The sequence below is a fragment of the Uliginosibacterium sp. H1 genome (genome assembly GCF_036017065.1).
GTDB lineage: Bacteria > Pseudomonadota > Gammaproteobacteria > Burkholderiales > Rhodocyclaceae > Uliginosibacterium.
Genome location: NZ_JAYXHR010000001.1, coordinates 519,023 through 540,062 on the forward strand (window position 1 = coordinate 519,023; position 21,040 = coordinate 540,062).

The 21,040-nt window shown below is 66.9% G+C and carries 17 protein-coding genes and 1 pseudogene; 6 read left to right on the forward strand and 12 right to left on the reverse strand.

Annotated elements, in window-relative coordinates; translation table 11 throughout:
• Window positions 1-46: 46 nt before the first annotated feature.
• The gene (gene purL / locus VVD47_RS02310) at window positions 47-3,979 is read right to left on the reverse strand and encodes a phosphoribosylformylglycinamidine synthase (protein ID WP_327601780.1); all 3,933 of its coding nucleotides are present in this window, start codon (window positions 3,977-3,979) and stop codon (window positions 47-49) included.
• A gap of 221 nt (window positions 3,980-4,200) precedes the next feature.
• On the opposite strand from purL, the gene VVD47_RS02315 reads away from it, so the two are divergent.
• Entirely contained in the window at window positions 4,201-4,656 is a 456-nt protein-coding gene (locus tag VVD47_RS02315; RefSeq protein WP_327601781.1) for a hypothetical protein, read from the forward strand.
• Window positions 4,657-4,826: 170 nt separating this feature from the next.
• Here the strand turns inward: VVD47_RS02315 and VVD47_RS02320 are convergent, their stop codons facing one another.
• Window positions 4,827-5,429: a hypothetical protein gene (locus tag VVD47_RS02320; protein WP_327601782.1), complete on the reverse strand. Its 603-nt coding sequence runs from the start codon at window positions 5,427-5,429 to the stop codon at window positions 4,827-4,829.
• Between the two features lie 202 nt (window positions 5,430-5,631).
• On the reverse strand, window positions 5,632-6,105 hold the full coding sequence (locus tag VVD47_RS02325; RefSeq protein ID WP_327601783.1) for an acyloxyacyl hydrolase: 474 nt from the start codon (window positions 6,103-6,105) through the stop codon (window positions 5,632-5,634).
• Between the two features lie 241 nt (window positions 6,106-6,346).
• On the opposite strand from VVD47_RS02325, the gene msrB reads away from it, so the two are divergent.
• Window positions 6,347-6,748 (forward strand): peptide-methionine (R)-S-oxide reductase MsrB, encoded by a 402-nt coding sequence (msrB, locus tag VVD47_RS02330; RefSeq protein ID WP_327601784.1) that lies wholly within the window; start codon window positions 6,347-6,349, stop codon window positions 6,746-6,748.
• A 60-nt stretch (window positions 6,749-6,808) separates the two neighbouring features.
• Here the strand turns inward: msrB and VVD47_RS02335 are convergent, their stop codons facing one another.
• The 3 genes and pseudogenes from VVD47_RS02335 to VVD47_RS02345 form a co-directional block, all read right to left on the reverse strand.
• A complete protein-coding gene (locus VVD47_RS02335; RefSeq protein ID WP_327601785.1) occupies window positions 6,809-7,498 on the reverse strand; it encodes a DUF599 domain-containing protein in 690 nt (229 codons plus the stop codon).
• Entirely contained in the window at window positions 7,495-8,406 is a 912-nt protein-coding gene (locus tag VVD47_RS02340) for an alpha/beta fold hydrolase (protein WP_443080922.1), read from the reverse strand. Before VVD47_RS02340 ends, VVD47_RS02335 begins: the two co-directional genes overlap by 4 nt.
• Before the next feature lie 121 nt (window positions 8,407-8,527).
• Window positions 8,528-10,780: pseudogene (locus VVD47_RS02345) on the reverse strand (DNA internalization-related competence protein ComEC/Rec2); the annotation flags it as partial.
• An 87-nt stretch (window positions 10,781-10,867) separates the two neighbouring features.
• On the opposite strand from VVD47_RS02345, the gene VVD47_RS02350 reads away from it, so the two are divergent.
• Together VVD47_RS02350 and VVD47_RS02355 are read left to right on the forward strand one after the other, a co-directional pair.
• Entirely contained in the window at window positions 10,868-11,419 is a 552-nt protein-coding gene (locus tag VVD47_RS02350) for a DUF2062 domain-containing protein (protein ID WP_327601787.1), read from the forward strand.
• An 88-nt stretch (window positions 11,420-11,507) separates the two neighbouring features.
• Window positions 11,508-12,197 carry a hypothetical protein gene (locus VVD47_RS02355; RefSeq protein WP_327601788.1) on the forward strand — a complete coding sequence of 230 codons (690 nt, stop codon included), beginning with the start codon at window positions 11,508-11,510 and terminating at the stop codon, window positions 12,195-12,197.
• A gap of 78 nt (window positions 12,198-12,275) precedes the next feature.
• Here the strand turns inward: VVD47_RS02355 and VVD47_RS02360 are convergent, their stop codons facing one another.
• From VVD47_RS02360 to VVD47_RS02370, 3 genes are all read right to left on the reverse strand, one after another.
• Entirely contained in the window at window positions 12,276-14,270 is a 1,995-nt protein-coding gene (locus VVD47_RS02360; protein WP_327601789.1) for a methyl-accepting chemotaxis protein, read from the reverse strand.
• A gap of 201 nt (window positions 14,271-14,471) precedes the next feature.
• Entirely contained in the window at window positions 14,472-15,152 is a 681-nt protein-coding gene (gene lolD / locus VVD47_RS02365; protein WP_327601790.1) for a lipoprotein-releasing ABC transporter ATP-binding protein LolD, read from the reverse strand.
• A complete protein-coding gene (locus VVD47_RS02370) occupies window positions 15,145-16,395 on the reverse strand; it encodes a lipoprotein-releasing ABC transporter permease subunit (protein WP_327601791.1) in 1,251 nt (416 codons plus the stop codon). Before VVD47_RS02370 ends, lolD begins: the two co-directional genes overlap by 8 nt.
• Before the next feature lie 117 nt (window positions 16,396-16,512).
• Between VVD47_RS02370 and VVD47_RS02375 the strand changes: the two genes are divergently transcribed.
• Both VVD47_RS02375 and recJ read left to right on the forward strand, forming a co-directional pair.
• Window positions 16,513-17,583 carry a hypothetical protein gene (locus VVD47_RS02375; RefSeq protein ID WP_327601792.1) on the forward strand — a complete coding sequence of 357 codons (1,071 nt, stop codon included), beginning with the start codon at window positions 16,513-16,515 and terminating at the stop codon, window positions 17,581-17,583.
• Window positions 17,580-19,295 carry a single-stranded-DNA-specific exonuclease RecJ gene (gene recJ / locus VVD47_RS02380; RefSeq protein WP_327601793.1) on the forward strand — a complete coding sequence of 572 codons (1,716 nt, stop codon included), beginning with the start codon at window positions 17,580-17,582 and terminating at the stop codon, window positions 19,293-19,295. The genes VVD47_RS02375 and recJ overlap by 4 nt, the downstream gene beginning before the upstream one ends.
• Window positions 19,296-19,327: 32 nt before the next feature.
• Here recJ and VVD47_RS02385 read toward each other — a convergent pair whose 3' ends face one another.
• The 3 genes from VVD47_RS02385 to VVD47_RS02395 are packed head-to-tail and all read right to left on the reverse strand — an operon-like array spanning window position 19,328 to window position 21,019.
• Window positions 19,328-19,750: an ankyrin repeat domain-containing protein gene (locus tag VVD47_RS02385; protein WP_327601794.1), complete on the reverse strand. Its 423-nt coding sequence runs from the start codon at window positions 19,748-19,750 to the stop codon at window positions 19,328-19,330.
• An 11-nt stretch (window positions 19,751-19,761) separates the two neighbouring features.
• A complete protein-coding gene (rnhA, locus tag VVD47_RS02390; RefSeq protein WP_327601795.1) occupies window positions 19,762-20,244 on the reverse strand; it encodes a ribonuclease HI in 483 nt (160 codons plus the stop codon).
• A gap of 43 nt (window positions 20,245-20,287) precedes the next feature.
• On the reverse strand, window positions 20,288-21,019 hold the full coding sequence (locus VVD47_RS02395) for a class I SAM-dependent methyltransferase (protein WP_327601796.1): 732 nt from the start codon (window positions 21,017-21,019) through the stop codon (window positions 20,288-20,290).
• Window positions 21,020-21,040: the final 21 nt, after the last annotated feature.

Here is a 21,040-nt window from a genome sequence, read left to right on the forward strand (position 1 = left end):
ACCCGAGGGCTCGCCTTTTTCGTTGGTGCGAGACCGCAAACCGATTTCAGCCGACCCACTTCCGCGCATTGCGGAACATGCGCATCCACGGCGAATCCTCGCCGAGCGTCTTCGGCGCCCAGCTCATCTGCAGCGTGCGACGGCTGCGTTCCGGGTGCGGCATCATGATCGTGAAGCGACCGTCCGGTGTCGTCAGGCCGGTGATGCCGTCCGGCGAGCCGTTCGGGTTGGCCGGGTAGGCCGTGGCGACAGCTCCCTTGTTGTCGATGTAGCGCAGCGACACCAGCGCGTTTTGCTTGTCATCCACACCCTGGAATACCGCGCGGCCTTCACCGTGGCTCACCACGATGGGCATGCGGCTGCCCGCCATGCCGCCGAGGAAGATCGACGGCGACTCCAGCACCTCTACCATCGCCACGCGTGCTTCGAACTGCTCGCTGCGGTTGCGGTGGAAACGCGGCCAGCAATCGGCACCGGGGATGATCTCGGCGAGGTTGCTCATCATCTGGCAGCCGTTGCAGACGCCCAGCGCGAAGGTGTCGTTGCGCTGGAAGAAGGCCGCGAACTGCTCGCGCAGTCTGTCGTTGAACAGGATGGACTTGGCCCAGCCCTGCCCCGCGCCCAGCACGTCACCGTAGGAGAAGCCACCGCAGGCCGCGAGGCCGGCGAAACCTTCCAGCGACACACGGCCGGCGATCAGGTCGGACATGTGCACGTCGTAGGGTGCGAAGCCCGCCGCTTCGAACGCAGACGCCATCTCGTTCTGCGAGTTCACGCCCTGCTCGCGCAGGATCACGACCTTCGGACGCGCACCGCTCTTGATATACGGCGCGGCGATGTCCTCGGCTGCGTCGTAGCTCAGCGCCACCGACAGGCCGGGGTTGGTCTTGTCGGCCAGCGCAGCGAACTCCTCGTCCACGCTCGCCACGTCGTCGCGCAGGCGGGCGATGCCATGGCTGGTCTCGCTCCAGACCTGCAGCAGGTCATTGATCTGCGCTTCGAACACCAGCTTGGCGTTACGACGGATGCGCAGTTCACCGCGGTCGTTCGGATAGCCGATGAAATGCGTGGCGGCACCGAGGCCGGCTTCGCGCAGCATTTCCTGCACGCGCTCGCGATCGGCGTGGCGGATCTGGATGACCGCGCCCAGCTCTTCGGCGAACAGCGCGCCGAAGACGCGATCGTTGAAGCGACCCTTCAGCAGGTCCGGACGCTTCTCGCTGCCATCGACATCACTCATCAGCTCGTCGAAGCAGATCGAATCCAGCTCCACCGAGATGCCGCTGCGCGATGCGAAGGCCATCTCGGCCAGCGTCGCAAACAGGCCGCCGTCGGAACGGTCGTGGTAGGCCAGCACCAGGCCGGCGCGCTTCAGCGCGGCGATACCCTGAGCGAACGCCTTCAGCGTTTCCGCATCGATGTCCGGCGCGTGCTCGCCCACCGAGTTGTAAGCCTGCGCCAGCACCGAACCGCCGAGGCGATGCTGTTGCTTGCCGAGATCGATCAGCACCAGTTCCGTTTCTTCACCGTCCAGTTGCAGTTGCGGCGTCAGCGTCTTGCGCACGTCGTTCACCGGCGCGAAGGCGGTGGCGATCATCGACAGCGGGGAGATGACGGATTTTTGTTCGCCGCCCTCCTCCCAACTGCTGCGCATCGATAGCGAGTCCTTGCCGACCGGGATCGCCAGGCCGCTGTCCACGCACAGGTCGCGCACGGCCTTCACCGTCTCGTACAGGCGCGCGTCCTCGCCACGGTGACCGCAGGCGGCCATCCAGTTGGCGGACAGCTTCACCTCGGCCAGTTCGCCGATGTCGGAGGCCATCAGGTTGGTGATCGCCTCGCCGATCGCCATGCGGCCGCTCGCAGCCGGGCTCACGCAGGCCAGCGGTGTGCGCTCGCCCATCGCCATCGCCTCACCGGTATAGCCGTGGAAGCTCAGCGTGGTGACGGCCACGTCGGCCACCGGCACCTGCCAGGGACCGACCATCTGGTCGCGCGCGGTCATGCCGCCCACCGAGCGGTCGCCGATGGTGATGAGGAAGGACTTGGACGCTACAGCCGGCATGCGCAGCACGCGCAGCGCGGCTTCCTTCACGTCGATGTCGCTGACGTCGAAGGGCGGCAGGAATATTTGCCGGGTCGATACGTTGCGCGTCATCTTCGGCGGCTTGCCGAGCAGGACCTGCATCGGCATGTCGACCGGGTTGTTGTCGAAGTGGCTGTCGCTCACCACCAGCTGGCCGTCCGCCGACGCTGTGCCGACCACCGCGAAGGGGCAGCGCTCGCGCTCGCACAGGCGCTGGAAATCCGCCAGACGCTCCGGCGCAATTGCCAGCACGTAGCGCTCCTGCGATTCGTTCGACCAGATCTCGCGCGGGCTCATGCCCGGCTCTTCGATGTTTACCTTGCGCAGCTCGAAGTGCGCGCCGAGGTGAGCGGAGTCCGCCAGCTCGGGAAAGGCGTTGGACAGGCCGCCGGCCCCAACGTCGTGAATCGACAGGATCGGGTTGTTGCTACCCATCTGCCAGCAACCGTCGATGACTTCCTGCGCACGGCGCTGGATTTCCGGGTTGCCACGCTGCACGGAAGCGAAGTCGAGGTCGGCCGCGTTGCTGCCGGTACTCATCGACGAAGCGGCGCCGCCGCCCAGGCCGATCAGCATGCCGGGACCGCCGAGCTGGATCAGCAGCGTGCCAGGCTTGAATTCCTCCTTGAAGGACTGCTCGGCCTGGATGTTGCCGACACCGCCGGCGATCATGATCGGCTTGTGATAGCCGCGCACTTCGCCCTGCACCTCCTGCTCGAAGCTGCGGAAGTAACCGGTCAGGTTGGGGCGGCCGAACTCGTTGTTGAACGCGGCCGCGCCGAGCGGGCCGTCGATCATGATCTGCAGCGCCGAGGCGATGCGCTCCGGCTTGCCGTGCTCCTGCTCCCAGGGTTGCACCGCACCGGGAATCTTCAGGTTGGACACCGAGAACCCGGACAGGCCCGCCTTCGGGCGCGAGCCACGACCGGTCGCGCCTTCGTCGCGGATCTCGCCGCCCGCGCCGGTGGAGGCACCCGGGAAGGGCGAAATCGCGGTCGGGTGGTTGTGCGTCTCCACCTTGGCCAGCAGGTGGGTCAGCCCGGACGTGTAGGTCCACTGCCCTTCGGCGTCCGGATGGAAGCGGTCGACCGTGCGGCCTTCGATGATCGAGGCATTGTCGGAATACGCCACCACCGTGTGCTGCGGCGTCGCCTTGTGGGTGTCCTTGATCATGCCGAACAGGCTCTTGTCCTGCGGCGCGCCGTCGATGATCCAGTCGGCGTTGAAGATCTTGTGGCGACAGTGCTCCGAGTTCGCCTGCGCGAACATCATCAGCTCCACGTCGGTCGGGTTGCGACCCATGCGGCTGAAGTTCTCCACCAGGTAGTCGATCTCGTCGTCCGACAGCGCCAGGCCCAGCTCACCGTTGGCAGCGACCAGTGCGGCACGGCCACCGGCCAGGATGTCCACGCTGGTCAGCGGCTGCGGCTCGTAGTGCGCGAACAACGCATGGGCGGCATCCACGTTGTCCAGTACCGACTCGGTCATGCGGTCGTGGAGCAGCGGCAGCACGGCCTCGCGTTCGCCTGCCGACAGGGCTTTCACGTCCAGCGTGTAGGCCACGCCGCGCTCGACCCGCAGGATCTTGCCGAAACCGCAGTTGCGCGCGATGTCGGTGGCCTTCGACGACCACGGCGAGATCGTGCCCAGACGCGGCGTCACCAGCAGGGATTGCCCGGCCGGCAAGGCATCCGTGGCCGGACGGGCGTCCAGCAGATCCACCAGCCGTGCCTGCTCGTCGGCCGTCAGCGGCGCATTGACCTCGACGAAGTACCAGAACTCGGCAGCCAGGCCACGCAGGCTGCGGACGGAGGACTTGAGGGAATCGGAAAGACGGCCGGCGCGGGCGGCGGACAGGGCCGGCGCACCACGCAGCTTGAGGATGTCGGACATTGGGAGAGGCTCGGGGCAGATCGGCCCGGGAGGGCCAGGTCAGTCAAGCCCGCGATTATACCGGACGGCCCCGGTCCGCCCCAGTCGGCCAGGGAGCCTCCTCCTGTGCGGCCGGAAGTACGGCGGAATCCGCATCACTACATTCAGCGGACGGGCGTAATCAGGCGCAGACTATGCTGAAGGCGTACGCAACCAGACCGCGCAACCAAGGAGGAACGACCATGAAGAACACAAGCATCCGGCTGGGCGCCGGCCTGTTGATGCTGTGCCTTGCCGCCCAGGGCTCCGCACAGTACGTCTATCCCGCGAAGGGCCAGTCGGCCGAGCAGCAGAAGAAGGACGACTACGAATGCCACACCTGGGCGGTCGGCCAGACGGGCGTCGACCCGTCCAAGGGCACCAGTCAGGCCGCAGCGCCTGCCCCGGCCCCCGCACCCTCCGGAGGGCGGGTCCGGGGCGCCGCAGCCGGGGCTGTCGTGGCCGGCATTGCCGACGAGGATGTCGGTAAGGGCGCAGCGGTCGGCGCGGTTGCAGGCGGGGTCGCGCAGCGTTCGCAGCGCCGGCAACAGGCCCGCGCCCAGAACGAACAGGCCTCCGCCAGTCAGCAACAGGGTTCGGCGGCCTATCAGAAGGCCAAGGCAGCCTGCCTGGAGGGGCGGGGTTATACGGTCAAATGACGGTCAAATGAGGCGGATATATCTGCGCGGTTGACGCGCATTCCGGCGCAATCCCCTGCGGCTGTTACACCCTGCTCTTACCGGAGCCGCGTAGCGCCGCCCTAAAACAAACGGCACCTTCAGGTGCCGTTTGCTTTGGCAGCAGCACAACCCACTCGGGACGGTCACCTTCAAGCAGATCCCTGCTTGCGACGACGTGACATGAGCAACGCAATAATGCCGATGCCCGCCAGGGCCACGCCTTGAGGCTCGGGGACCTCACCATCGACCAGGCGTGACGGAGCCCAGACGGCATACACCAGGAGACTGGAACTGGTGGTATCGATTGAAGGCAGAACGCCTCCAACCTGCCCAAAGCCGTATTGAGGAAGACCGTAGGCTTCATACAGACGGTGGGCCTGGTTGAAGACCCAGTCTTGCGCCGCATTCAAGCCGAAAGGGGTGACGATGTGACACATGCTTGGGTCTTCGCAGCCACGCACCGACGGTGGCGGAACGTAGAAGCTCGGGTCCCCCGCATTCGTAAGAAGGGCGAACAGTGCATGGCTGGCTGCATCGGCCGACGCGAAATCCGTGAATGTGAAACTCGTGCAACCAGCAAACAAGGCGTTACAGGAACCGTCCACAAACCGGACGTCGTAAAGCGTCCCTGAGACATCGACGCTGTCGGCACCGACGAATTCGCCGCTCTGGACAAGCAGTACGGGCGCCGCAAGAACTGCTGGCGATGCAAAGACCAGAAGAGCGAACAACAACGTCCGGAGATGAAACATGAGGGCCTCTGCGAGACAGGAAAGTGGAATGCAGAGGCCAAGCAAGGATGGTGCCCCGCCCAGAGTTCCCGCAGGAGCCGCGAAAACTCAAACCTTCGGGAGCAGACGCGACCGGGACTTCCAGTGCCTTACATGACTGGCGTAAAGATTGCCGACATGGGCGGACAAGCCGGTCATCCCGTGTGTCGGCCTTGGCCCATCGCTACCAGGGGACCGAAACGCCCAGTGATGCCCCATGCGCGTCATACGCCGGATTGTGGTCGCCGCTCCCCTGTCCGTTCGAGACGTGCATCCAGTGGTATTGCAGGTTCAACGTTGCGGCCGGCCCGAGCTTGAACTGCAGGGCCGGGCCTGCACGCCACATGAAGTTGTAGCGGTCGCCACCGTACGGAAAATCCTCGCTGTAGAGCAGCACCGCGCCGCTGGCCTGCAGCCACAGGCTTGCCGCGCTGCCCTGCCAGGCCGCCCAGCGCACCTGCATGGCGGGGCCTGCACCCCAGGCGCCGGTGTCGTGGCGTCGCATGACACCGGCTTCCTCCCGCTCCATGTACCCGTCCGCGTTCGTCAGCGTAAAACCCAGGCCGTACTGCCAGCGGCTGGCTTCGGCGGGACGCTTGCCGAACAGCACATGGAGGTTGGTGGTGTCGATCTGGCGGTCGCCTCGGCTGGGGCTCATGTACTCCAGGCTGGCTTCGGCCCAGTGCGGGGCCGGCTCGGCCGCGCGGGCGCAGGTGATTGAAAACAAAGCAATCAGGCAGCAGCCAAGGGAAGGCGCAATCTTCATGGGACCGAGGTGGGCGGTAGAAGGAGACGCCGTTGTAACACGAACGTCACGCCCCACCGAGACATGCCGACCTTCTTGGCAAAAAGCCCCGCTCGGTTCAGCATGGATGCCCGGCTTTCTGGAGATCGTCTGCATGCCTCGAAACGTCGACAAGCCCGACACGGAGTGGCGGGCCTCGCTGTCCGCCGAACAGTACCGCGTCGCCCGCCTGAAAGGCACCGAGCGGCCCTTCACCGGCGAATACTGGAACGTGTGGTCCCCCGGCGAGTACCACTGCGTCTGCTGCGGCGCGACGCTGTTCCACTCGGATCACAAGTTCGACTCTGGCTGCGGCTGGCCCAGCTTCTTCACCGCGGCGGAGCCGGACAACATCGAGACCCAGGCCGACTTCAGCCACGGCATGCAGCGCGTGGAGGTGCTTTGCCAGCAGTGCGGCGCGCACCTCGGCCACGTCTTCGAGGACGGGCCACAGCCGACGGGGCTGCGCTTCTGCATCAACTCGGCCTCGTTGAAGCGGGCAGCCGAAAAGCGCTGAAGCCCGTCGCAGCATGAGCTGGCTTCGGCTGGCTTCGGCGGGCCCAGCCAGCGGTTAACGCTACTGCAGCGCCCTGAGCACCGGTGAGGCGAACTCGCGGCGCGCCAGCACGATGGTGATCACCGTCGTGCCCACGAGGAACGCCCAGGGCGACAGCATCCACGCCAGCACCGCCATGCCGAAATAATAGGCACGGATGCCCCGGTTGAAGTCGTCACCCGCGCTGGAGTTGACCGCTGCGGTGCGTTGCGCGAACTGCTCCAGCTCCTGGCTGTCCGCCTCCTTGGGTGGCACCGCCCCCATCAGGATGGACAGCACATTGAACTCGCGCAGCGCCCAGGTGAACTTGAAGTAGGCGAAGACGAACATCGCCAGCAGCAGGAACAGCTTCACCTCCAGCACCTCGCGCGTGACAGCGCGCGCGAATGGCAGCTCCGACGCCGTCGTGATGAACTGGTCCAGCGCGCCCAGCACGGCGAACAGGCCGGCGATGACGTAGATGGAGGTGTTGGCGTAGAAGGACACGCTGTGCACCAGGTTGCCGACAAGGGCGGCATCGACGATGCGGTTCTCGCGCGTGAGCATCTGCCGTGCCCACAGCACGCGGTAGCGGTGTCCCTCGGCAAGCAGCGTGCGGTCGACGAGTCCGTGGTCGATCACCATGTCGAAGCCAAACCAGCACACCGCGAACCACGCCAGCCCCGCCCAGTCCAGCCAGCCGAAGCCGGAGAAGAAGGCCTGCAGGGTCATGCCGTGCCTCCCAGCAGGAAGTCACGCACGACGTCGATCTGCGCGCTGGAGAACAGGGTGGGCGCATGGCCCACCGCCGGAATCTCCACCACCTTCGCCATCGGTCCGCGACGTGCCATTTCGGCAAAGGTCTCAGCCGTCAGCAGGTCGGACAGCGCACCGCGGATCACCAGGGTCGGAGACTTGATGGTGTCGTAGATCGGCCACAGGCTCATGTCGGTGATCATGGGCGTGCTGCGGAAGGCATCGCCGATGGCCGGGTCGTAGCGCAGGCGGAACAGGTTGCCGATGGCCTGCACCGAGTGCTCGGTGAGATGCCGCCACTGCGCCGCAGTGTGCTCGCCGAAGGATTCGCTCACCTTGCGCACGTAGGTCTCGGCGGCTTCCAGCGACGGGAATTCCGGTGCGCGACCGACGTATTCGCCAATGCGCCGCAAGGATTCCGCCGTGATCACAGGCCCCACATCGTTGAGCACCAGCTTGCGGACGGGCGTGCCTTCCTGCGCCGCCAGCGCCATGCCGATCAAGCCACCCATCGACGTCCCCACCCAGTCGACGCTGTCCACGTCGAGGCGTGCGATCAGGGTCACCATATCCGCCACATACTGCGGGACGGTATAGCCCGCCGGGCTCTTCAGCCAGTCACTCTCGCCACGCCCCACCACGTCCGGGCAGACGACGCGGTAGTGCTCGCTCAGCGCCTGCGCCAGGAAATCGAAGTCGCGTGCATTACGTGTCAAGCCATGTACGCAGACCAGCACTCGCGGATTGCGGGGATTCCCCCACTCCAGGTAGGACATCCTGTGGAGCCCGAGCGGACTCACGCATTGCACCGAATGCCTGCGCATGCCGGCCTGTGCCTGTGGCGTGCCGAGCAAGCTGGAAATCCTGTCGCGCCAGAATGTCATGGTGTCCTCCTTGGGTCGCCCCATCTTACCGCCCTTGCCAGTAGCGCCGATGCGTCACGCGCATGGCATGCACTTCCGGCCCCGATGGCGCGAACTGGAAATGCAGCACGCCGTGCGTATCCGAGCGCCAGATTGTCGCGCCCTGTGTGGCATAGCGCTGCAGCACCTGCGGGTGAGGATGGCCGAAGCGGTTGCGATAGCCGGCGGTGAAGACGGCGTGCCGCGCCGACACGCCATGCACGAAGGCCTCGGTCGACGATGTGCGGCTGCCGTGATGCGGCACCACCAGCACGTCGGCGCGCAGGCGCCCGGCCTCGACGGCCAGCAATTCGCGCTCGGCACCTGCTTCGATGTCGCCGGCGATGAGCAGGCTGCCCTGCGCTGACGACACCCTGAGCACACAGGAACGATCATTGTCCTTGCCGCCGGCGCCGTCACCCGGGTGCAGGAAGCTGAATTGCACGCCGTCCCGCTGCCAGCCTTCACCACGCAGGCAGTCGACGTGACGCCGGGCGCTGCGCCGCAGGACATGGTCGACGGGCAAGGAACTCGCCAGCCAGGCCACCGGAATGCCCTGCAGCACACTGGCCGCCCCACCGGAGTGATCGATGTCGTCATGCGACACGATCAGCCCGTCCAGGCGCCGTGCGCCCACGGCCCGCAGGTAGGGCAGCACGATGCGGTCACCGCTGTCGGCCTCCTCGCTCCAGCGTGCGCCGGTATCGAACAGCCAGTCGCCGCTCGCGGTACGCAGATGCACCGCCAGCCCCTGCCCCACGTCCAGCACCCGCACCTCGAAGCTGCCGGGCGGCGGGCGTGGCGGACTCCAGGCCAATAGCGGCACGAAACACAGCAACGCCGTCCAGCGTCCCGGCACACCGCGCGGCAGCAGCGCGAACAAGGCCGCCACTACGCACAGCGCCACCAGCCAGGCCGGCGGTGCCGCCTGTTGCCAGTTCGCAACCGGCATGGCCGCGAGCCACTGCAGGAACTGCATCAGGAAGGCGAGCAATCCATGCGCCAGCTCGGCCAGCGCAGGAAGTGGCAGGACCGCGAAAAGCAGGGCCAGTGGCGTCACCAGCAGGCTGACCACCGGGATCGCCACCAGATTGGCCAGCGGTGACACCAGCGAGAACTGCTGGAACACACCCAGCAGCAATGGCAGGGTCAGCAAAGTGATGGCCCACTGCGCGCGCAGCCACTGCCCCGCCCGCCACCACAGTTGCGCCGGCATGCCTTCGGCATCTGCATCCCCCGTGCTGCGTGCCGCGACCAGCAGCGCGGCCACCGCACCGAAGGACAACCAGAATCCCGCGGACAGGACAGCCCAGGGGTCAATCAGCAGCACCAGCATGAGGGCGCAGGCCAGCGCGAAGGACACGCCACCACGACGCCGCAGCCATAAGGACAGCGCGGCCATCAGCAGCATGTACAGGGTGCGCTGGGCCGGCACGCCGAAGCCGGCGAGCGCGACATAAAGCGTGGCCGCCAATGCGCCCGCCAGCACCGTGATGCGCTGTGCCGGCTGCACCAGGCAAAGGCGCGCCGACCGACGCCACAAGGCACCGGCCAGCATGCCGACCAGCGCAGCCACCAGGGTGACATGCAAACCGGATATGGACATGAGGTGAGTCACCCCGGTGCGTGCGAACAGATCCCACTGTGCGGCCGGCACGGCGCCCTGGTCGCCGATTGCCAGCGCGGACAGCACGCCGCGCCACTGGCCGTCGGGCAGTGTCTGCTCGAAGCGTTCGCGCACGGCCTGACGGGTCGCCTGCAGGGCCGGCACGAAACCGGCGGCACGGGTTGCCAGCAGCCTGTTGTCACCCGCCGCGCCAACCCCTCCCCTCACATACCCGACCGCACGGATTCCCCGCTCGAACAGCCAGGCCTCGTAGTCGAAGCCATGCGGGTTGAGATTGCCGTGCGGACGACGCAGGCGTACCCGCAGTTGCCAGGACTCGCCCGCGCGCAGGACCGGCGCAGCAGAGGCACCCTGCGCATACCAGGACAACAGCAGCCGGGGCGGGATGCCCGCCGGCGGATCCTCGATCCGCAGCACGAAGCGCCAACCGCGCTCGGTACGCTGCGGCAGGTCGGCGATGTAACCAGATACCGTGAAGTCACCACCCTCCAGCGCCTGCGGCAGCCCCTCAGCCAGGCGTTGCCCCGCGCGCCAGTCCGCCCAGCCGAAGCCCGCGCACAGGCCGAGCACGACGAGGCTTGCCGCCAGCGCCCGGGGACGTGAGCGCAGCATCCACGCCGCTCCGCCCGCCAGCGCGATACCGCACAGGGCGGGCCACGATGGCGCCAGTACTGCCTGCTGCTGGCACAAGGCAACGCCCAGTGCAAAACCCAGGGTCAGGAAGAGCATGCGGCATTAGAGCATGACACCCGCAGCGAGGCAGCCGAGGGAGGTCGAGCGGGGCTGAAGCAGGTTAAGGGTAAGATCGCTCCCACCATGCGCAAGCTCCTCCGCCCTTACCTCCCCTCCCCCGAGAAGCTGCAGGACCAGGCCTGGAGCCGATACTTCGGCAGCAGCATCCTCCACCCGCGCCTGTGGCACCTGAACCGGCATTCGGCCGCAGGCGGCGTGGCGGTCGGCCTTTTCTGCGGCCTGATCCCCGGGCCGCTGCAGATGCTGGGCGCGGCGATCCTGAGCGTGATCTTCAAGGTCAACCTGCCGCTGGCCCTGGTGTGCACGCTGTTCTCCAATCCGCTCACCATCGTGCCGCTGTACCTGCTCGCCTACAAACTCGGCACCCTGGTGATCGATGACGGCGGCAAGGGATTCACGCATCCCCCCGAACGCGGCGACCTGGAGCTGCTGCAATGGGGCCAGGCGCTCGGTGACTGGGTGGTCGGGCTCGGCCCACCGCTGGCGCTCGGCCTGGCGATGCTCGCTGCCATCCTCGCGGCCGCGGGCTATCTGGTGGTCAGCCTGGGGTGGCGCATATACCTGATCCGCGCACTGCGCAGGCGCAAGCGAGCGCGGGCGGCACGCGGACGCTGACCTGCTCTCTGCCCGGCCGCCAATTCATGCGGCTGTCGTCGCGCACCCGGATGGCATAGACTGGAACAGGTCTTCACCGGAGAAAGCCATGCGTACGACGCTACCCGCGGTGCTGCTTGCCAGCCTGATCCTGACAAGCCTTCCTGCCCACGCCGGGCGACCGCTGGGGACGGACGACGCCGGCACGGCTGGCGACCGGCAGTGCCAGCTGGAGGGCTGGGCAGAGGACGGCGACCATTTCCACGGCTGGACGGCGTCACCAGCCTGCGGCATTGGCGACTTCGAACTCGGCTTCGAATACGCGCGCAGCAGCGAAGCCGGACTGGTCGCGAAGGATGGTGTCGTCGCACTGAAATGGGTGCCCGGTCAGCTGGAATGGGGGCCGCTCCGGTTCGGAGCCAAGGCCTTCTACGGCCGCGTGAAGCCCGAGCCGGAAGACTGGCGCGGATCGGAAGGCGGCGCCTTCGCCATCATGAGCTGGGACATCGCCCCGAGCTGGACAGCGCACCTGAACCTCGGTGCCGCGCGTGACTACATCGACGGCAAGACCAACGGCACCGGCAACGCGGCGCTGGTATGGACGCCGCACGAGCGCTGGCTGTTCTTCGCGGAAGTCCTCGGCACGCAGCGCAGCCCGGCCACGCAGAACATCGGTCTGCGTTTCTGGATCGTCCCGGAAAAATTCGGCCTCGACCTCACGGCGGGTCGCGATGCCGGCGTCGATGACTCGACGCGCTACACCGCCGGCTTCGGCTGGTACGGCATCTTCGGCGACTGAACCCACGTTCTCGAAATGCTACGGGGCAAGGAGTGACCTCCTTGCCCCGTAGCATTTCCTGCAGCCCGATGACCGGAATCAGCGCAGCCGGAACCGCGCAACTGCCGCCTGCAGTTCGCTGGACAGCGTGGTCAGCTGCCGTGCGGTGGACGAGGCCTGGGCGATGGCGGCGTCGTTCTCCTCGGCCATCTGCGCCACCCGCTCGACGCTTTGCGAAATGGAGGTGGCCGCGGCGTTCTGTTCGCTGATCGCCACCGAGATGTCCCGTACGGCATGGGTCACGGTCTCGGCACCTTCCTGGATGCGTTGCATCGCCTTGCCGGCGCGCAAGGTCTTCTCGACGCCGCTGCGTACGTGGGCGACGCCCTCCTGCATGGCTTCCACCGCGCGCTGTGTTCCCTCGCGCACGCCGGCCACCACGTTGCCGATCTCCTCGGTGGCCTTGCCGGTGCGTTCGGCCAGCTTGCGCACCTCGTCGGCAACCACCGCGAAGCCGCGGCCCTGCTCGCCCGCACGTGCCGCCTCGATCGCCGCATTGAGGGCCAGCAGGTTGGTCTGGTCGGCAATCTCCCTGATGACGCTGACGATCTCGTTGATGCGCTGCGACTGCTGGCCCAGATCCTCGATGGCCAGCGCGGAATCGCCGACGACCTGGGCAATGTGCTCGATCTCCGTCACCGACTCACCCACCACCCCAGCGCCTTCCGTCGACAGGTCGCGGTTCTGCACGGAGTTCGATTCCGCCGCGTGCGCATTGCTACCGATCTCGCCAATGCTGACCGTCAGCTCCTCCACGGCAGCCGCCATGCTGGCCGCTGCACTGCTCTGCGCGGACGAACTGCTGGCGATCCGCGCCGAGGTGTCGGCCAGCGCATGCGCGGCCTGTGCAACACCCTGCGCCGAACGCTGGGTCGCCCCGATGCTCGCCGCGACCGAATCCGCCATGGCGTTGAAGCGGTCCGCCACCTGGCTCAGCTCGTCCTTCGCCGAGAAGCGGATGCGGAAGGCAAGGTTCCCGCCCGCAAGCTGGTCAGCGCCTTCGGACAATTCCCTCACCGAGCGCTTCACGGCGGTGAAGAAGCCGAGCTGCAGCCAGGCCAGCACGCCGATCACCACGACCATCAGGCCGACCTCCATCAGCACACGCGTCTGCCCCGCCTGGGCACGCGCCGCGAGCCGTTGGGACACCGCGGGGATGAAGGTTTCGTCGACGTCCTTCACCAGGCGCGCGATCGGTTTGCTGGCCAGCGCGAAGTACTCCGGCGGGGCCATCAGGAAACGCTGGTCGAGGATTTCCATCTGCACCGTATCGCGCACGCTGGCGATCTCCGCCTGCAATGCCTTGTGCAGTTCCTGCAGCTTGCCGGCGAGTTCCGGGTCGGCGTCCTGCGCCAGGGAAATCTGGTCATTCAGGTTGCCGTAGAAGGCATCCAGCTCACCCAGGTTGCGAAGCACCTCGGTCTTCACCATGTCCGGCAGTTCCTTGCGCGCGAGGATGCCGGCGCCCATGCCACGCAGGCGGCCCAGGCGCTCGGCGAGGGCCGGGCCGGTGCTGCTGCTGAGCATGATCAGGTAGTAGGTGTTGGCTTCCGGGTCCAGCGACAGGCCGGAGTCGTCGGCCACCTTGCCGACGAAGCGCAGCACCATGTCCACCAGCCGGGTATGCGCCGCGAAGTTCTCCGCCTGGCCCAGCTTCGCACCGTCAGTCCGCAGCGCATTCCAGCTCTCGCCGATCCTGGTCCACTGCTCCATCGTGCCGGCGTTGTAGGCATGGCGCTTCAGTTCCTCATCGATGCCCGACAAGGCTGCGGTCACTTCGCCGGCCTTGGCGCCCAGTTGCCCTTGCATGGAGGCATCGCCCCCCAGCGCGGCGGATGTCATGCCGCGGTGCTGCTGGATGAGTGTCACCGCCTTCAGTGCAGGCTGCAGGGTCTGCAGGCCTTCGAGCTCGCGACTGGCCACACTGGCGGCCTGATTGGTCGCGCCAAGGTGGCCGACTGCCAGCCAGACGATGACGACCAGCGCCGACGCGCTGATGAGGGCGAACTTCGCCGGGTAGCTCAGGCGGGCCATGAGGCGCGCCGCGGGAGCCAGCAGAACATTGACCAAAGCGTCTCTCCGTTGAGGTTGTGAATCAGTTTTTCACAGTTACCTCGCCTGTTATCGGGAGAGAAATCGGCGACTTGAGGCTCCGGAATGGCGCATGCGACGCCCCATTCCGGGGCATGCGCATTTCGCGGAGAACCGCGCCGGTGCTGGCTGAGCGGCGGGTGACTACACCCCTGCAATGACGCCGTCGTTGATGGTCAGCGACCGGCTGGTGCGGCGGGCCAGCTCAGGGTCGTGCGTGACGACCACCAGCGCGGTGCCCAGGCGTGCATTCAGCTCGAGCATCAGGTCGAACACCGTCTCGGCGGTGTGGCGATCGAGGTTGCCGGTGGGCTCGTCGGCGAGGATGCATCGGGGCTCGGTGACCAGTGCGCGGGCAATCGCCGCGCGTTGTCTTTCGCCACCCGACAACTCCGCGGGCGTATGGTCGAGCCGGTGCCCCAGCCCCACCGCCGTCAGCATGGCCTCGGCCTTCGCGTGTGCAGCGGCCTTTTCCATGCGACGGATGAACAGTGGCATGGCCACGTTTTCCAGCGCACTGAATTCGGGCAGCAGGTGGTGGAACTGGTAGACGAAACCAAGCGACTGGTTGCGCATGGCGCCGCGCTCCGCCTCGCTCAGCGAGGACAGCTCGCGCCCCAGCAGACTCACCGTGCCGGCGCTGGGCGTATCCAGTCCGCCCAGCAAGTGCAGCAGCGTGCTCTTGCCCGAGCCCGAGGCGCCGATGATGGCCACGGTCTCGCCATGCGCCACCTGCAGGTCGATGCCGTGCAACACGCGCACCGCGCGCTCGCCGGTGCCGAACTGCTTGGACAGGCCGCGTGCCTGAAGGACGATCTCACTCATAGCGCAGGGCCTCCGCGGGGTTGATGCGCGAGGCGCGCCAACTCGGGTACAGGGTTGCCACCAGCGTCAGCACGAAGGCCACGGCGACCACGAAGGACACGTCGTTCCACTCCAGCTTGGACGGCAGGTCGGAGATGTAATAGACGTCCTTGGCCAGGAACTGGATGCCGAAGGTCTGCTCGATGAAGGGCACCACGACGTCGATGTTCTGCGCCAGCAGCACGCCCAGCGTCACGCCGACACCGAGGCCGATCATCCCCATCAGCGCGCCCTGGATGACGAAGATGCCCATCACCGAGCGCGGGCTGGCGCCCAGGGTACGCAGGATGGCGATGTCCGCCCGCTTGTCCTGCACCGCCATCACCAGCGCCGACACGATGTTGAAGGCGGCCACCGCGACGATCAGCGACAGGATGATGGACATCACGCGCTTCTCGATCTGCACGGCGCGGAAGAAGTTGGCGTGGCTCTGCGTCCAGTCGCTGGCGTAGGCCTCGGCGGGAATGACGCTGCCCAGCTCCATCGCCACGCGGCGCGCATCGAACAGATCCTTCAGCTTCAGGCGCACGCCGGACACACCGTCCAGCCGGTACAGCGTCTGCGCGTCCTGCAGGTGGATCAGCGCCAGGCCCACGTCGTATTCGTACATGCCGGCCTCGAACACGCCGACCACCTTGAACTGCTTCACCCGTGGCAGCACTGCCGCCGGCGTCACCAGCCCTTGCGGCGCGATCAGCGTCACCTTGTCGCCGTACTGCACGCCCAGCGCGCGGGCCAGCTCGATGCCCAGCACCACGCCGAATTCGCCCGGCTTCAGGTCCTCCAGCTTGCCGACCTTCATGTGCTTGGCGAAGTCGGCCACCTTGTCCTCCAGCGCCGGGTCGATGCCCCGCACCACGCTGCCGCGCACCGCGCTGTCCAGCGAGAACATGGCCTGTTCCTGCACGAAGGGCGCGGCGGCCACCACGTCCGGCCGCCTGGTGGCGATGTCCACGTAGCGTGGCCAGTCGGTGAGCTGTCCCTGGAAGGCCTGGATCTGCACGTGCGAAGCCACGCCGAGGATGCGTGCGCGCAACTCTTCCTGGAAGCCGTTCATGACCGACAGCACCACGATGAGCGCCGCGACGCCCAGCGCGATGCCGGCCATGGACACGAAGGAAATGAAGGAGATGAAGCCGCCACCGGTACGGTTGCGGCGCCTGGCGCGTACGTAGCGCAGGCCGACTGCGAGTTCGAAAGTCATAGCGGGCTGGATGCTACACTGCCAGGCCTCCGCGAGACAGGAGATCGCTGCCCGGCGCATCGCCGGAAAGCCGCTCCGTCGGCCGCCGCCGACCGCCGCTCGCGCCTGTCGGAACCCATGAAATCCCCGTCCGCCTCCCGCGCCCGAATCACCTGCGTGCTGCCCGGCCTCGTCTGGCCGCAAGCCCTGCCCGGCCAGGTCTTCGCGGCAAACGAGCTCCCCGGCCTGCGTGCCCTGCTGGGCCGCCACGAGGCGCTGTCGTCGCCCGCCCGGCCCTTGGCAAACTGGCTGGCCGGCCAGTTCGGCGCCACCACCCTGCCCGTCGCCGCCCTGCGCCGGCTCGGCGAGGAGGACGCCCCCGACATTCCGCCGGCGGACGACGGTCGCTGGCTGTGTGCCGACCCGATCTCGCTGAATTTCATGCGCGACGCCTTCCTGGCCACCGGCCCGGACGCGCTGGAAATCCGCGGCGACGAAGCCCGGGCGCTGGTCGCTGCATTGAACGAACAACTCGGCGACATCGGTCGCTTCGAGGCCAGCGCCCCGGATCGCTGGTACCTGCATCTGCCCGCGCCCGCCGCGGCACGGTTCTGCGCGCTGGACGACGTGGTCGGCCGGCCCGTTGCGCTGTTTCCGCCCGAAGGCGAGCGCGCCCGCGACTGGGCCCGCATCGGCAACGAGGCACAGGTCATCCTGCACAACCATCCCGCCAACCAGGCGCGCCTGGAGGGGGGCCATCCTGCGCTCAACGCACTGTGGTTCTGGGGGGAAGGCGATACGACGCCCACCCTGACGGCCCCCGCCGACACGCTGGTGGGCAACGACCCGCTGTTGCGAGGCCTGGCACGTCGCAGCCGGGCACTATGGCTGGACGAAGCCACCGCACGCAGCCCCGCCCACGGCAAGCACGGACACACCTGGTGGCTGGACGACCGCCTGCACCGGGCCGTGCTCGCCCGCGATCTCGGCGCCTGGGCGGCCGGCCTGCGCGCACTGGACGCCGAGCTGCTGCAGCCCTTGTGGCAATCGCTGCGGGACGGGCGCATCGACACGCTCGACCTCGCCGCCCCTTCGGAACGCTGCCTGCTTGAAGTACGCGCCACGCGCGCGCCGGCCTGGCAGTTCTGGCACAACTTCCGGCAACCCCTGACGGTCGCCGCCCTGACGCAAATTCTGCAGAACCCATGACCCGACTCATCGTCCGCGACGTTCCCCAGCGTTGCGCCCAAACCCTCGCCGGCAGCGGCATCCACCCGCTGCTGGCGCGCCTGTACGCCGCGCGGGGCGTCAGCATGCCGGCCGAGCTGGCCGGCGACATGGGGGCCATGCTGCCACCGGACGGCCTGCTGGGAATCCGCGAAGCAGCGGAAGTACTGGCCGACGGCATCGAGGCCGGTGCGCGCATGCTGATCGTCGCCGACTACGACTGCGACGGTGCCACGGCCTGCGCGGTCGGTATCCGCGCACTGCGCGCCATGGGCGCCGAGGTGCACTACCTGGTGCCCAACCGCTTCGAATACGGCTACGGCCTGACGCCGGCCATCGTCGAGCTGGCCGTGCGCATGGAGCCTGAAATCCTCATCACCGTGGACAACGGCATCGCCAGCGTGGAGGGCGTGGCCGTCGCGCGCGCGCTGGGCATGACGACGGTTATCACCGACCACCACCTGCCCGGCGACACGCTGCCGGATGCGGATGTCATCGTGAACCCCAACCAGCCGGCCTGCACCTTCCCCAGCAAGTCGCTGGCCGGCGTGGGCGTGATGTTCTACGTGGCGCTCGCGCTGCGTGCCGAACTGCGCAGCCGTGGCTGGTTCGCATCGAGCGGGCTGCCGGAACCGAAGCTCGCCGAGCTGCTGGACCTCGTCGCACTGGGCACAGTGGCCGACGTCGTCAAGCTGGACGCCAACAACCGCCTGCTGGTGCGCCAGGGCCTGGCCCGCATGCGCGCCGGCCGCATGCAGCCGGGTGTGCGCGCACTGTTCGCCGCCGCCGCCCGCGACCATGCCCGCGCCAGCACCTTCGACATGGGCTTCGCACTGGGCCCGCGCCTGAACGCCGCCGGCCGCCTCGCCGACATGTCGCTGGGCATCGAATGCCTGATCACCGACGACATGGCCCGTGCGATGAACATCGCGCAGCAGCTCGACCAGCTGAACCGCGAGCGTCGCAGCATCGAGGAAGAAATGCGCGACGTCGCACTCGCCACGCTGGAAATGGAAGGCCTGGAACAGCGCAACTCCATTGCCCTGTTCGAACCCGACTGGCACCAGGGCGTCATCGGCATCGTCGCCGGCCGCATCAAGGACCGCGCCCACCGCCCCACCATCGCTTTCGCGCGCGCCAGCGACGATCCGCTCAACGACCAAGGCGAGCTGAAGGGCTCCGGCCGCTCCATCGCCGCGCTGCATTTGCGCGATGCGCTGGACCTCATCACCAAGCGCCACCCGGATCTCATCGTGAAGTTCGGCGGCCACGCCATGGCGGCCGGCCTCACCATCCGCGAGCAGGACTTCGCCCGCTTCTCCGACATCTTCGAACAGACCGTCAGCGAGTTGCTGGAACCGCACGAACTGCAGCGCCACATCGAGACCGACGGCGCACTGGAGTCTGCCTGGATGTCACTGGAGATCGCCCGCCTGCTGGAGGCCGAGATCTGGGGCCAGGGATTCGGCGCGCCGGTTTTCGAGGACGTCTTCGAAGTCGAGAACCAGCGCCTGCTGAAGGAACGTCACCTCAAGCTGCGCCTGCGCAAAGGCATGGCCACCTTCGACGCGCTGCGCTTCAACTGCACCGACAACGTTCCGGGACGCATCCGTTGCGCCTACCGCCTCGCCACCAATGAATACAACGGGGTCACCAGCCTGCAGTTGATGCTGGAGCATTTCGAGGCCGCATAACCGAGTCTGCGAGACAAGGCGCCCGCTCGGCCCTATCCGGCGCGACAGTTCAGTGCACGCTGGATGGCATCTCGCATCTCCACGAGTCTCGCGGGAGAAGCCCGGGATGGTTCAATTTGCGCAACAGCCTCTAGCGGCGTCAAGCCATCATTGTTCGACATAGAAGGCGACGCACCGTACGAGAGCAGCGTTACAACCATCTCCAAATCACACCTCTCTATCGCGTGAATGAGGGGTGTCGTTCTGGCGTAGGTGAAGTTGGGATCAACTCCATGTTCCAGCATCGCAATCAAGCTACTAATTGACGGAGCTTGAATGGCCATGATGAGTGGGTATCCGTTGTGGCTACCTGGATTTGCACCTTGACTCAATAGCTCCATGACTTCAGAAGCGTCGTCGTAGTCCGCCGCCTGAATGAGGGCGCCGTCGAGAAAGTCCTGCGTTTCTTGCACCATCTCAGTCCCGCTCAGACGTTCTCCACGACTTGCCCTGTCTTGCGCACAGCCTCCACGCCCTTTCGCGCCAGCACATCACAACGCTCGTTCTCGGCGTGACCGTTGTGCCCGCGCACCCAGTTCCACTCCAGTTTGTGATGGGCGGTCAGGGCATCGAGCTGGCGCCACAGGTCCTCGTTCTTCACCGGTTCCTTGCTGGCGGTTTTCCAGCCGCGCGCCTTCCAGCCCTTGATCCACTCGCTGATGCCTTTCTGCACGTACTGCGAGTCCGTGTAGACCCGGGCCTGCACCGGTCGCCTGAGCGCCTGCAAGGCGCGGATCACCGCCAGCATTTCCATGCGGTTGTTGGTGGTGGCCGGCTCGCCGCCCCACAGCTCTTTCTCGGTGCCGCCTGCACGCAGGATGGCACCCCAGCCGCCCGGGCCGGGGTTTCCGCTGCAAGCGCCGTCGGTGAAGATCTCGATGAGTTGCGGGCCTTGTTCTACCTGTGACACTGGGAGGGTCCTTCGGGGTTTTCGTAGTTCGTAATGGATGTGCTTACTGCCGGGTGTGCAGGTGGTCAGACTTCTGCGCGACCGGCACCATCGCCTTCTTGCTGCGCATGGATTCACGCCAGCGCGGCATGATGAGGCGCATGCCCTGTACGCGCTTCACCGCAGGCAGCAGGTAGGCGCCGCCCGCGATCGGCCACCAGCGACTGCCCGCGGTGTCCATGAAGCTCCAGCGATGCAGCCAGGCGTCGGACGACACCGGCGGCGCATGACAGCCGAAGCTGCTGATGCGTGTTTCGAAACCGAGAAGCTTGAGCCAGTCCTTCAGTCGCGACACGGACAGGTACTGCCCTTGCCAGGGCATCTGCCCGAGGTGGCCGGAGAAGGAGCGGCGCAGTCCCCACAGGCTGTACGGATTGAAGCCGGTGATCACCACGCTGCCCTCCGGCACCAGCACCCGCTCCACCTCCCGCAGCAACTGGTGCGGGTTGTCCGCGAACTCCAGCACGTGTGGCAGCAACACCAGGTCGATGCTCTGCGACGCGAACGGCAGGTCGGTGCCGTCGAAACGGACGCAGCCCGCCCCCGCTCGCGTGCCGCAGCAGAAACGGAAGCTCATGCGGTTGTTGCGCAGCAGGTCGAGACCGGAAAGGCCGACCTGCACGGCATTGAAGCCGAACAGGTCGGCAACCGCGGCATCGATCTTGCGCTGCTCCCAGGCCAGCAGGTACTGGCCGCGCGGGGTCTGCAACCAGGCATCGAAATCGGGGTTTGACATCGTGGAACGGGGCGCCAGAAT